The 12,555-nt window shown below is 52.3% G+C and carries 10 protein-coding genes; 3 read left to right on the top strand and 7 right to left on the bottom strand.

What is annotated here, in order from left to right:
• Positions 1–207: 207 nt before the first annotated feature.
• Complete coding sequence (locus tag AC0YOA_RS27080; protein ID WP_475789287.1) at positions 208–1,392, top strand: glycosyltransferase family 4 protein; 1,185 nt, start codon at positions 208–210, stop codon at positions 1,390–1,392.
• A 61-nt stretch (positions 1,393–1,453) separates the two neighbouring features.
• Positions 1,454–2,422 carry a metal-dependent hydrolase gene (locus AC0YOA_RS27085; RefSeq protein WP_475789288.1) on the top strand — a complete coding sequence of 323 codons (969 nt, stop codon included), beginning with the start codon at positions 1,454–1,456 and terminating at the stop codon, positions 2,420–2,422.
• Positions 2,423–2,551: 129 nt separating this feature from the next.
• On the opposite strand, the gene AC0YOA_RS27090 is transcribed toward AC0YOA_RS27085, so the two are convergent.
• Positions 2,552–3,340: a class I SAM-dependent methyltransferase gene (locus AC0YOA_RS27090; protein ID WP_475789289.1), complete on the bottom strand. Its 789-nt coding sequence runs from the start codon at positions 3,338–3,340 to the stop codon at positions 2,552–2,554.
• Between the two features lie 326 nt (positions 3,341–3,666).
• Here AC0YOA_RS27090 and AC0YOA_RS27095 point away from each other — a divergent pair, with 326 nt between their 5' ends.
• Positions 3,667–4,695 carry a peptidoglycan-binding domain-containing protein gene (locus AC0YOA_RS27095; RefSeq protein ID WP_475789290.1) on the top strand — a complete coding sequence of 343 codons (1,029 nt, stop codon included), beginning with the start codon at positions 3,667–3,669 and terminating at the stop codon, positions 4,693–4,695.
• Positions 4,696–4,802: 107 nt separating this feature from the next.
• Here AC0YOA_RS27095 and AC0YOA_RS27100 read toward each other — a convergent pair whose 3' ends face one another.
• The 6 genes from AC0YOA_RS27100 to AC0YOA_RS27125 all read right to left on the bottom strand — a co-directional run bounded on the left by AC0YOA_RS27100 (position 4,803) and on the right by AC0YOA_RS27125 (position 12,479).
• Entirely contained in the window at positions 4,803–5,681 is an 879-nt protein-coding gene (locus tag AC0YOA_RS27100) for a carbohydrate ABC transporter permease (protein ID WP_475789291.1), read from the bottom strand.
• Between the two features lie 13 nt (positions 5,682–5,694).
• Positions 5,695–6,639, bottom strand: coding sequence for an ABC transporter permease (locus tag AC0YOA_RS27105; protein WP_475789292.1), 945 nt, complete (start codon positions 6,637–6,639; stop codon positions 5,695–5,697).
• On the bottom strand, positions 6,639–7,736 hold the full coding sequence (locus AC0YOA_RS27110) for a mandelate racemase/muconate lactonizing enzyme family protein (RefSeq protein ID WP_475789293.1): 1,098 nt from the start codon (positions 7,734–7,736) through the stop codon (positions 6,639–6,641). Before AC0YOA_RS27110 ends, AC0YOA_RS27105 begins: the two co-directional genes overlap by 1 nt.
• Positions 7,737–7,833: 97 nt before the next feature.
• A complete protein-coding gene (locus tag AC0YOA_RS27115; protein WP_475789294.1) occupies positions 7,834–10,152 on the bottom strand; it encodes a helix-turn-helix domain-containing protein in 2,319 nt (772 codons plus the stop codon).
• Positions 10,153–10,247: 95 nt separating this feature from the next.
• Positions 10,248–11,783 (bottom strand): extracellular solute-binding protein, encoded by a 1,536-nt coding sequence (locus AC0YOA_RS27120; RefSeq protein ID WP_475789295.1) that lies wholly within the window; start codon positions 11,781–11,783, stop codon positions 10,248–10,250.
• 273 nt (positions 11,784–12,056) lie between these two features.
• Complete coding sequence (locus tag AC0YOA_RS27125; RefSeq protein ID WP_210046530.1) at positions 12,057–12,479, bottom strand: VOC family protein; 423 nt, start codon at positions 12,477–12,479, stop codon at positions 12,057–12,059.
• Between the last annotated feature and the right edge of the window lie 76 nt (positions 12,480–12,555).

Here is a 12,555-nt window from a genome sequence, read left to right on the forward strand (position 1 = left end):
TGCCGTCTCTTCCACTATAAAGAAAAGCTGCCCTGCGCAGCATCAAGGATCTGGCGATTTATTTCATAATATGACGGATTTGAAAAGCTGCGGCCGCGCCGGCTGATTCCTCCTTCATAACTTCATGATTTCTTTACCCAACCATGCATCAGCGCTAATAATCATGAACTACTGTGAAGATATCATCCGTAAGGAGGAGTGGGCCCTATGCGAATTGCCGTGTTTTCAGACACTTTTATTCCGCAGATCAATGGCGTTGCTCTTACTTTGAAACGCTGGACCGATTATTTATCTGACCAGGGAGTCGAGTGCAAGCTGTTTGTGCCGACTGAACCGGATCCCTCTTATGAAGATCAGGTGTGCAGGCTCGCCAGCCTCCCTCTCCTGCTCTATCCCGAATACCGGTTCGCCATTCCCAATTTGCTGCGCATCCGGCAGCAGCTTTCCCGGTTCAAGCCTGATCTTGTCCATATCGCAACCCCGTTCAATGTCGGACTCGCCGGTCTGTCTGCCGCCCAAAAGCTGCACATCCCTGTCGTAGCCTCTTACCATACCCATTTCGACCGCTACCTCGAATCCTACCGCTTTCCTTTTGCCCGTTCATGCTATTGGCCGTATATCAAATGGTTCCACCGTTCCTGCCGCACCATCTTCGCGCCTTCGCTGGAAACGATAAGCCTGCTGGAAGCAAAAGGGTTAAGCAATCTCGCCTTGTGGACTCGGGGAGTCGACTGCAAATTGTTCACACCCGCGAAGCGTTCGCAGCGTATCCGGGAAATTTACGGGATCAAGGAGCGGTATCTGCTGCTGTTCGTCGGCCGTCTGGCGCCGGAGAAGGATATGGATATCCTCTTCCAGCTAATGCACCGGCTGCCGGATCCGATCCGCAATCAAGTCCATCTGCTGATTGTCGGAGACGGCCCGATGATGGAGCAGGCCCAGCAGGAAGTGCCGCAGAATGTAACGTTCGCCGGCTATCAGAGCGGAGAGGCCCTGGCGGAACTGTACGCATCCTCGGATTTGTTCGTGTTCCCGTCTTCGACCGAAACATTCGGCAACGTCGTGCTGGAGGCTGCGGCGTCCGGGCTACCCGCTATTGTCGCCAATAGCGGAGGTGTGACCGAGATTGTACAGCACGGGAAGACCGGAATGCATGCACAAGCCAGAAATGCGGAGAGCTTCCTCGCGGCCTTGACCGACTGGTTCGAGCATCCGGACAAATGGCGGGAGTTCGGGGCAAGAGCCAGGGCCTACGCGTTAACGCGCACCTGGGACCAGGCGATGGAGGCCATCTATACGCGCTGCCTGCAGATCGCCGAAACGGAGAATAATCAACTGGCAGCCGCAAGTCAAATCCTGACGGCTATCACGGAAGAAGACGAAATTGCCTGAAGCTGACACACATCGGCACGACGCATGATCACATCCAAGATTCAGTAGGAGGTTATGGGAAATGGATACCGGAACTCATCTTCTGATTGGCGCCACGTTGGGAGGACTTGCAATCTCTCTTGCCGATCCCGCTCTCATCAGTCATTCGACCGCCGTCTACGGGTTATTCGCGGCAACAATCATCGGCTCGAACGCTCCGGATTTCGATACCGTCATCCGTATTCGCGGGTACAAATCATACCTGCAGCATCATCGGGGCTTCAGCCATTCGCTTCCCATGCTTGCGGGGTGGCCGCTTGTCCTCGCCCCACTGATTGCCCTCGCTTTCCACGCCTGGGCCTATCTGCTCCCGATATTTCTATGGACAATGGCCGGAGTAATGTTTCATGTCTTCCTCGATTTATTTAATGCCTACGGCGTGCAGTGCTTCAGACCGGTTTCGCGGAGATGGTTCCATGCGGATATCATCCCGATCTTTGATCCGATTCTGTTCTCTCTTCATGCAATTGGGCTGCTCCTGTGGGTGTTCGACGTCTTCGGGGCAACGGCTGTCTTTCCGCTTGTCTATGCTTTAACCTTTCTCTTCGTCGGCTGCCGCCTCCTGATTGGCCGCTTCATGCTGCAGCTGGTCCGCCGGCGTTACGGAACTGCCGGCTATTCCTTCCTGATTCCACGGGGGCTTCCCCACGAGTGGAAGTATGTTCATGAAACCGGGCAGGCCTATATCACGGGCTCGATCCGCGGATTGACTTTGAAGGAAGAAGCGGTCTTCGAAAAAGGGGAGCAAAACGATATCATTCAAGCGGTCATGGGCAGCGACGGGGTTCGAACATTTCTCCGGTTCACGCATCGCGTTCATATCTCCTGCCAGAAGCTTCAGGACGGATACAAGGTTGAGCTGCGCGATGTCCGTTTCCGGCACGGACATGATCTTCCCTTCGGTATGGATGTCATGTTGGATGAACGGCTGCAGGTGATCGGGGACACGATCGGGTGGAGGAAGAAAATGTGGGAGCCGCCATATGCATGATTCGGCGGAGGCAGTTGAGTATGTAAGGGTGGTTGAGTACTGGAATCTTTGAACGAAGAGGGCGCCTGGCAGCAGGTGCTCTCTTCTTTTTGCCTTGCTGCATAATAAACCGAGCCGCGTGTCCATCAATTAAACGGCAGCGCGAACGATGAAGTGATCCACCGTTGTTGGCAGCCCTCTTTCAACCGCGTGCCCGGAAAAAATCCGTTCTACTTCAGACATGCTTTCATTGATGACCATCTCTTGCAGGGATGGCAGCTGACCAAAGCAGCACATTTTAATAATGTCCATAGGCTCCTGCAAATATTGGATAGCCGTGACTGTTTCGATTTCAGCTTGAGTAATTCCCCCTTCTTCAAGCATATTCTTGATTTTATCCCATACGGGTGTTCCAGGAGGAAGCGGTTCAAAAAGATTGGGGAAAAGCCGCGGCAGTTCTGGAGACATGCGATCCCCGGGATGCAGACCAAGGATATGCCCGCTTTTTTTTAAGATCCTTTTTAAGTCTGCATAGGCCGAGGTCGGACCTTTGCGATTGTAAGCACAATCAAACGCTTCCGTTTCAAACGGAAGCTTATGCTTCGTATTGGCCGTAACAAAAGATACGTTAGCCAGATTGCGGCTTCTGCCCGTTTCAATAAAGTCGCGTGTGATATCCAAACCTACAATTTGCTTCACAACCGGGCTCCATTGGATGGTGAAGTCGCCGTGACCGCAGCCAATATCCAGCACCTTCTTATTCTGAACCATCAGCGAGACCTCATCTCTAAACTTACTCTCGCCATTCGGCTCCGCGACCGTCGAATTCCATGGAAAAGCATACTCCCCTGTTAAACGCGCAAGCTGAGCATACCATGCATGCGAATGAGGCATTAACCAGTCCTTGTGTGACCTCGGATTTACAAGCTTCGGATACACGATAAAACCTCCTGCTCATTCAAGATCTCCTTCAATTCCATTTATCCCTTTTCAATATAAGTAATTTCCTGGATCTATTCAATGCTTTCCTGAATTCGAATGATTCGTACAATTAATTCCAAGCCTGATTTAAGTAAAATTTGGAATCCTTATAATTTCAACAGATTATTTGTTCAATTCCATGCACCAGCAGGGTTGGGAAGGATTGTTTTTGAGTATAAACCGGAAATCTGACCAGCCCAGATAAAGCATAATGTGGATGAAATAATGGGATAGTAAGGGCGTGGCAAAATAAACTTATATTCAAAGGACGGTGTCTCATTAAAATGGTGGACAATCAATATCCCCGCTTAAGGGGAAAGCTCCTCAAATCGGCAGCAAAGTTTCTCGGATCCGCCCTATTAGTAATAGCGCTGATGGCTGGCTTTCCGGATGTCAGCTCGGCGATCGGTAAAGGGGCGAAAGGTCCGGATGTATACGTCATTCAAGGAATGCTGAAATCACTTGGCAGTTACGCTGGCCCAATTGATGGGAATTACAATGCTCTGACTGTCATCGGCGTCAAATATTATCAGAAGAAACATGGACTCCCGGCGACTGGCTCAGTGGACAAAAGGACGCTCAAGTCGTTGGTCTATGTGTACGCAAGCAAGAAGACCGGAACCCAAATGCACACGCAAAGTAAAGGTAATGGAAAAATACGCGAGCAAGGTACCCGCGGCGGCAAAAATGGCGGCATGGGCGGTGGTCAAGGCCATGGCGGCGGCACTGGCGGTGGTCAAGGCCATGGCGGCGGCACTGGCGGTGGTCAAGGCCACGGCGGCGGCACTGGCGGTGGACAAGGCCATGGCGGCACTGGCGGTGGACAAGGCCACGGCGGCGGCATGGGCGGTGGTCAAGGCCATGGCGGCGGTATTGGCGGTGGCCAAGGTCAAGGCGGCGGCACTGGCGGTGGACAAGGCCATGGCGGCGGTATTGGCGGTGGCCAAGGTCAAGGTGGCGGCACTGGCGGTGGTCAAGGTCAAGGCGGCGGCATTGGCGGTGATCGAGGTCAAGACTCAGGTCGGGGACAAGATCGGGGCCAAGAAAAAATAGAAATCAAACAAGAAGATCAAGGCCAAAAAATTGAAGAGAAAGCCAAGGAAAAAGACAACAAAATTCAAGATGACAATATTCAGGAAGACAAGGGTCAAGTAGAAGAAAAAACCAAAGAAGATACCAAAAGCAAGGATTATGGCCAAGGCGGAGAAGGCAGCCATGGGCATGGTGACAAACAAAGTCAGGATCAAAATCAAGGAAACAGCCAAGGCGATAATAAAGGCAGCGGATATGGTCAATCAAAAGACACGCAATAAAGTCTCCGGCAGCCTTCAAGCCTGATCAGAAACAGTTATAAGCCGGGAAGCTCCCAATGGAGGGGTCCCGGCTTATTTAACTTCTCTTATTCGGTTAATCAATTATCCTAGCCCTTCACGGACCCCAGCATAACGCCTTTGGCAAAATGCTTCTGCAGGAACGGATAGACCAGCAGAATAGGCACCATGGCCAGCACAATGGACGCCATACGGATCGTTTCCTGCGGAATAACCCGATCGTCGGACCCTCCGGATCCTCCTACGCCGTTGGAATCCGAATCGATAACAAGCGATTTGATCAGCACCTGCAGCGTCCATTTCTTGGCGTCGGTCAAATAGATCAGCGCATTGAAGTACGTATTCCAGTACGCGACTGCGAAGAATAAGGTGAAAGCGGCGACAGCCGGCATGGACAGCGGGACAATAATCCGCCAGAAGACGCCGATATCGGAGCAGCCGTCGATGCGGGCAGCATCCTCAAGCTCCGAGGGGAGCGTATCCAGAAAGCTTTTAATCACGATCAGGCTCCAGGCGTTGGTCAGGCCGGACAAGATCAGGGACCAGTGCGAATTGAGCAGTCCAAGATCCTTGATCAGCAAATAGTTGGGCAAAATCCCGGCATTGAATACCAGCGTAAAAATAACGCCTCCGAGCATCACATTCCGGCCGGGCACGGCTTTCTTGGTCAGAACATAGGCAAATGTGAACGACACGATAACACTCAGCACAGTTCCGATACCCGTCACGAACACGGTGCTTTTCAAAGCATTCATAAAGCTGTTGGTCGACAGAATGTACCGGTACGCCGACAAGGACCATTTTTCCGGGAACAAGTAAAATTGCAGCGGCACATAGACCTTCGGATCGGTGAAGGAAACGCTGAACACATAAATGAACGGAAAGACGCAAACGATCGACATGATCGCGAGCAGCGAGTAATTCACATAATCGAACAGAGTCAATCTCTTGGAAGCTACGAAACTCAAAGGTGGTCCCCCCTTAATAAATGCCCTCTTGGCCCAGCTTCTTCACCGTATAATTTGACAGCAGGACAAGGATCAGGCCTACAACGCCTTTAAACATCCCTACGGTAACGCCTACGCTGATCTTCCCTCCGAGAATTCCGATCGTATACGCATAGGTGTCGAATACCTGGGATACGGAGGTGACGAGCGGGTTGTTCATGAGCAGCACCTGCTCGAATCCGACATCCGCCATGTGGCCGAGTCGTAAAATAAGCAAAATGATGATCGTCGGACGAATCGCCGGGATGGTGATATGCCAGATTTGCTTCATGCGCGAGGCGCCGTCCATAACGGCTGCCTCGTATTGCCCGGGATCCACCCCGGCAATGGCGGCCAGGAAGATAATGGTGCCCCATCCTACTTCCTTCCACATGCTCTGAAGCGTGATCAGCCCCCAGAAATAGTTTGAATTGGACAGAAACGATACCGTTTCAAAGCCCATACCGGAGATGATCTTGTTCACAATCCCCACATCCGTCGAGAGCATGAAGAAGGTCATGCTGGCCACTACGACCCAGGACAGAAAATGAGGCAGGTAAACGATCGATTGATTGATCCTTTTGAACACCTCATGCCTGACCTCATTCAGCATGATAGCCAGTATGATAGGAACCGGGAACATAAAGATGATTCCGAAAATATTAATCGCAAATGTGTTCCGCAGCATATCGTAGAAAATCTGGCTGGCGAACAGCTCGGTAAAATTCGTGAAGCCGATCCACGGACTTCCCCACAATCCCTTATAAGGGTTGTACTCCTTGAAGGCGATCAGCAGCCCCCAGAAAGGCACGAATTTGAACAGAATAAAATACAGGATTCCCGGCAGCGCCAGCACATACATCCATTTGTGCTGCAGCAGGCTGGCCCATAGTCTGGATAGAAGCGGCTGACGAGGCTGACTCTTGAGGGCAGTTTGCATCAAAGCACCCCGCTTGAACTGATCCGGTATTCCGCCTTCTCCAGCCACTGCGGATTAACGGTTATCCCCCAGCCCGGTCCCTCTGGAACCTGCACCCTGCCGTCCGACACGGCCAGCGGCTCCGTAATCAGGCCCTTCGTCCAGGCATCCTGCTCGATCGTATATTCCATATAATCTCCGGCATTGGGGATGGCTGCCACCATATGAAGCGTGAACACGGCAAGCATGGATAAATTAGCCGCATGCGGCATGCAGATCATGCCCGCGGACTCCGCCATCCGGGCCACTTCAAGCGCCCGGCTGAGGCCGCCGACATAACAGATGTCCGGCTGGACGACGTCCACCGCCCGCATGGCGATCATCCGCCGGAACTGAGCCAGATCGGTATCCTGTTCGCCGCCGGTAACCGCTATATCAAGAGCGTCCGCCACCTGCTTCGTCCACTCCAGCTCCGTATAGGGACATGGCTCCTCGAAGTGACATACCCCATACTGCGCCAGCATATCCCCTGTCTCGATGGCCTTGCCCGGCGTAAACCCGCTGTTCGCATCAACAAACAGCGAGGTGTCGTCACCGACTGCCGCCCGCGCCGCGCGCACGACCTGCTCCGAACGGCCCGGATATACATCCTTGTCGTGACCGAAATTGCTTGCGATGCGGATTTTGAAGGCGCGGAAGCCCTCTGTTTCCTGAAGCCGCCTGAGCCGTTCCGCCTCCTCCCCAGGCGAGATGTCCCTCCTCATGCTCGAGCCGTATACCTCCACCTTGCGAGGTCTGCCGCCCAGCAGCTCGCATACGCTTTTCCCCTCCCGCTTGCCCTTCAGATCCCATAATGCCGTGTCCAATCCGCCTACTGCCCGGCATAAGTGGGAGCCGGGAAATTTATGCTCCTCGCGGATGATGGCCGCGGACAAAGCTTCTATCTCGCTGCAATCCGCTCTGAGTGCGTGAGGCGCAACCTGCTGGTGCAGCACAAGGGCCGATATATTGGCATGATAAGGGGCAATCTGCCCGTATCCCTGAAGGCCATCCTGCGAAGTAACCCGGACGACAGACAGCTGTCTTGTCGTAAAGGTCTCGATACTTTTAATCTTCATTGCTGCTCCTCCTGTCCGTCTTCTAATTTCGCAGCCGCAGCCGTAGCCGCGTCCGCGTCCAGCCATGTCCCGCCCATATCCGCACTTCTTCCGCAAGCTATCGGTGCTGCGCTCTGAAATTGCCGGGTGTCAGCTGGACATAACGCTGAAAAATGCGGATAAAATTCCGTTCGGAATATCCGACTGCCAACGCGACCTCGCTGATGCTCCGGTCCGTATCCTTTAACAGCCGCTTGGCTTCGTTGATCTTGTTCTCCGCGACATATTCCAGGAAGTTTTTGCCCATTTTCTTCTTGAACAGACGGCTTAAATAGGATGGGCTGACGCCTACGATTTCGGCGCAATTCACCAGGGACAGGTCTCTTCCGCAATTTTCCCTGATATAACTGCAGACTGTCTGAATGGCCGTCTCTCCCGCTGTTTCCCTGTCGTTGCGGGTTAACCATATATAAAGGGGAAAGAGCGTCTCTTCGAACCAGTCGCAAATTTCCTGGGAGGTTGCCTTGCTTCTGAGCTGTCCGAACAAATTATGCTCCATCATGTCGACTGCGTTCGCCCCCTGATTCTCCAAGGCCACGATCAATGACGATAGCAGAACGTGATAGCTCTGATACGTGAACACGTATGACTGGGAATTCTGCATAATTTCCGTGAATGCCCGGAAATGCCTGATCGAAGCCGGGATATCCTCCTGGTCCAGCGATTCCACAATGGACGCTTCCAGCTCTCTGGGATAACTGAGATGAGTCTGTTTCTTGACATGCTCCACATCTTCGATGAACAGAATGGATTCCGAATCCTGAAAAATCCGGTAATTAAGCGCATTTTCCGCTTCCTTGCACGAAACCGGAACGTCCGCCACATGCGCATAGAACCGCCCGATCCCGACGGTGACCTCAAAGGACAGAAAATTCGTAAACGCCTCTGTTATAGCGGCGGCATACTCCTTGGTCCTCTCCAGCATCGTATCCTGCGGCATATCCGGCTTGAATTGAAGGAGCGCCGCCCCTCTTCCCTGATAAGGAACCGCATAGCCTTGATGGCCCAAATCGCGGAGAACCTCCTGCATCACATTGGCCAGGGAGAAGGCGATAATTCCCCGATCCTCCGGCAGAAACCGTTTTTCCTTGTATATATTTTCAGCCTCGACAATGAGGACAGCATTCGTGAATTCAACCTCAATGCCATACATGCCGCAATCCTGTATAAGCGTCTCATTTCTCGTATAATCACCGCCCAGCAGCTGATAGAGAAACTTCTCCCGCAAGGACGGCTCAATCGTTTCCATATACGATTCCAGCTTCCCGGTTTCTTTGCTCAAATAATCCAGCGACTCCCGGATGATATCCAGCTCGTTCTCCTTATGCTTCATACCGCCTGCGCTGAGAGAGCGGCTGTGATTGATCAGCTGTTCGATCGGCGTGTAGGCTCTCCTCGAGGTGATATAGGTCAACAGGATTCCCATCCCTACGAATACGACAAGAATAAGCACCGTCATTTTGCGGATCCAGTTCAATTGATCGGTAATGATATGTTCCGGGATGACCGATACATAAGTTCTGCCGAACACATTTTTCACATACCGGTACTGCGCGGATTTGCCGTCCATGCCCTCCGCTGTAAAATAACCGTCGTTTTTATCCGATGCCTTGATGATGTCAATGCCTTTTAAACCGGCCGTCTCGCGAAGCCTGCTGGCGTCCGGCTGGCCATCGATGGCAAACGGATCGTGCAGCTTCACGACGATCAGCTCCTGGCCGTCTGTAAGAATAGCCGTATCCGCTTCCAGAAACTTGCTGAGAACAGAGGTCTCGATCTCGAAGCCCAGGACCCCCGCAGGTCCTCCGTTTCCAATGAGCGGGAGCATTCTGGCAAACGTAATATAGCCCTGTCTGCTGCTGAACTGCGACCACTGGGCAGGATGCCTGGTTTCCAGCAGCCGGTCTATATTATCTTTATATTTGTATTCCGACTTGGCGATGGGACCATATTCATTGGAAAGAATCCGTTCTCCCGCACTGTCGTACAGGAAGATTTCATTAATAAAGCTGTTAGAATTTTTGGCCAAAGCGATTTTCTTCAAAATCTCGATATTCAGAAGTCCATTCTCATCGGACGGGCCTGCAAAGGCGGTCTGAATGACGGGATCCTTGGCTAACTGGAGCGACTCCTGTTCGATTTCCTGCAGGACTCTCTCGGCGCGGTCCTTCAGGATCGTCAGGGACGAACCGCTTTCGGTCTGGATATAGCTGTTCATTCGGTTCATCGAGAACTGATAGTAGGCGATGCTGATCAAGATAACGGGAATGCATACGGAAACGCAGCCCAGCCAGATCAGCTTGTATAAATATTTCCGCGGATTCGCCAGACGACCGATACCTGAATAGTTCAATAGAGATTTGCTCCAGTTAGCCATAAATCCTCCCATTTTCCCAATCCATTTCTATTTTCATTATCATAGGGAGCAGAGCGTGAAATTACAAGCTTTACGTTCAAGGATCACTTTGCGCTTTATTTGCCGAATTTCTCTTTGTACTCCGCCGCGAATTCCTGGTATGACTTCTTGAAATCCGGACTGCCGTTCAGCTTGTCCACGTAAGCTTTGTATTCATCCATGGACACTTGTCCGACGATGGCTTTAATAACCATCGACTGCCATTCGGACTCATATTTCGTCCAGACGGATGTCCAGGTATCGGAATTGATGATCGAGAACGGATCGACCTTGCCGACATTGGCGTATTCCTCGACCGATTTCATCTTTGCGTCGTTATACGCTTTGGGGGCCGCCGGGTTCACAACCTTCATCTTGTTGTTGTACGCAAGCGGGAAGATGGCGCCTGTGCCGTTCGCCGTTACCTGCCTGGTCCCAAGCTCGGTAAGCTGCTGCTGGCCGTCTACCATCGTATAATCCACGCCCTCAATGCCGTAGTAATTGTAGTCGGTTTGCTCCATCGTGGTCGTCTTCTCGAAAAAGTCCAGTATCTGCTTCACTTTCTCTTCAGGCACTTTCTTGGAAATATAGAAGGCTCCGGAGAATGGCGTAGACAGCTGCACGCTTGTACCGCCCGGTCCTTTCATCGGTGGCAGAGAGATGATTTCAGCCTGCGGCTGAACCTTCTTGACCTCCTGCTCGAAGGTATAATCCCGCCAAATATTCCGGGCATAGGATGCGGCGCGGCCGGTGGTGTACATTTCTTCCGCCTGCGTCTGCTTGATCGCCGAGAAATCCTTTGCCAGAATGCCGTCCGCATACAATTGACGGAAATAGCCCACCATGTCCGTATAATTGGGCGTCAGCAGTTTATTGATCAGCCCGCCTTCCTGGTCATATACGGGATCCAATCCTCCGAAGGCGGACAGGAAGCTCCCGTCGCCATCAGCCAGCAGGAAGCCCTGCCCGATGAGTCCGACCGTATCCTTCTTCCCGTTGCCGTCGGGATCGCCGTTTACGATTGTTTTCAAAGCGGTCTCGTATTCTTCCAGAGTGGTCGGAACCGGCAACTTAAACTTGTCCAGCCAGTCCTTCCGCATTTTGATGCTGATGTCGATTTGCGGACGGTTTCGCGGTATCCCGAAAATGCCGCCGCCTGTCTTCATATAATTCCATATTTCCTCATAGCTGTTGTTTTTCAAATTCGGGTACTTGCTGAAGTCGTCCAGGAATGGCGTCAAGTCCCAGAACGCTCCCTGATTGATGGCATTCTGCAGCGTCGGGCGGGTCGTGCTGGTGGCTACGATCACCTCCGGAATATTGCCGGAAGCCAGCACCAGATCAAATTTGGTGTTGTAGTCGCCGGAGGGAACCCATTCCACATCCAGTTCGGTTTGGCTGCTCTTCTGAAATTCCGTCCAGTATTCATCGTTCATATCCGGAACATCGGCGTATGACGGAACCATAAATTGAACGCTCAAATTCTTCGCAGCCTCACCCGTTTGCGCCTCCTTGTTCCCATTCTGTCCGGTGCCGCCGCATCCTGCGACAACGCCCAGGGAAAGTGCCAGCACCATGGTCAAGCCTAGAGCCTTGCCAGAGAAAATGTTCATATAGACCTCCCAAATTATTTTTAACCCGCTGCCGGATTATTGGACGAATCCGCATCGTTTGGCAACGTTTTCATCATTTATCTTAACGGCATCCCGGACTGCATGTAAGTGACAGATCTTGTACTGCCTGTGAAAATCGGGGTAAAAACAAGGATTGGCAGTCCTTTGTCATGGTTTGCGACAGCTTGAAGGCTGGCGAACAACAAAACAGCCGCCATCGGTAACAACCGGTTGGCGGCCTGCTTGGTGGAGCATATAGACGATGAATTCCCGCTACTCCGTGATCTCCCACTGCGGATTCCAGACGACTTCCCACAGATGGCCATCGGGGTCCTGGAAGTGTCCGGAGTATCCGCCCCAGAAAGCATCATGCGCCGGGTCCGTAATAACGGCACCAGCATTCCGGGCCTGCTCCATGACCTGATCCACTTCTTCCTTGCTGCCTACATTGTGGCCAATCGTAAATTCGGTAGAACTTGATGCGGTCTGATGGACCTTCGCCTCATGGGCGAGATCCCTCCGGTTCCAGATAGCAAGCTTCAAGCCTGCCTGCAGCTCAAAAAAAGCAACGGCGCCATGCTCGAACTCTTTGCCAATGATGCCTTGCGTAGGCAGTCCCAGTCCCTCGCGGTAGAATGCCAGCGATCTTTCCAAATCATCCACGCCCAATGTGATTACCGTAATCCGTGGTTTCATCATTTGCCTCCCTGCGCGATTTGCTGTTTCTTCACCCGGCAATACCGGCCTCAACCGTCAATTTTAATCCATTATA

The organism is Paenibacillus sp. JT22N12 (genome assembly GCF_056269365.1).

Bases quoted from the DNA above. Each gene is read 5' to 3' on its own strand.
- AC0YOA_RS27080 (WP_475789287.1), top strand. From the start codon at position 208: ATGCGAATTGCCGTGTTTTCAGACACTTTTATTCCGCAGATCAATGGC.
- AC0YOA_RS27085 (WP_475789288.1), top strand. From the start codon at position 1,454: ATGGATACCGGAACTCATCTTCTGATTGGCGCCACGTTGGGAGGACTT.
- AC0YOA_RS27095 (WP_475789290.1), top strand. From the start codon at position 3,667: ATGGTGGACAATCAATATCCCCGCTTAAGGGGAAAGCTCCTCAAATCG.
- AC0YOA_RS27105 (WP_475789292.1), bottom strand. From the start codon at position 6,639: ATGCAAACTGCCCTCAAGAGTCAGCCTCGTCAGCCGCTTCTATCCAGA.
- AC0YOA_RS27110 (WP_475789293.1), bottom strand. From the start codon at position 7,736: ATGAAGATTAAAAGTATCGAGACCTTTACGACAAGACAGCTGTCTGTC.
- AC0YOA_RS27115 (WP_475789294.1), bottom strand. From the start codon at position 10,152: ATGGCTAACTGGAGCAAATCTCTATTGAACTATTCAGGTATCGGTCGT.
- AC0YOA_RS27120 (WP_475789295.1), bottom strand. From the start codon at position 11,783: ATGAACATTTTCTCTGGCAAGGCTCTAGGCTTGACCATGGTGCTGGCA.
- AC0YOA_RS27125 (WP_210046530.1), bottom strand. From the start codon at position 12,479: ATGAAACCACGGATTACGGTAATCACATTGGGCGTGGATGATTTGGAA.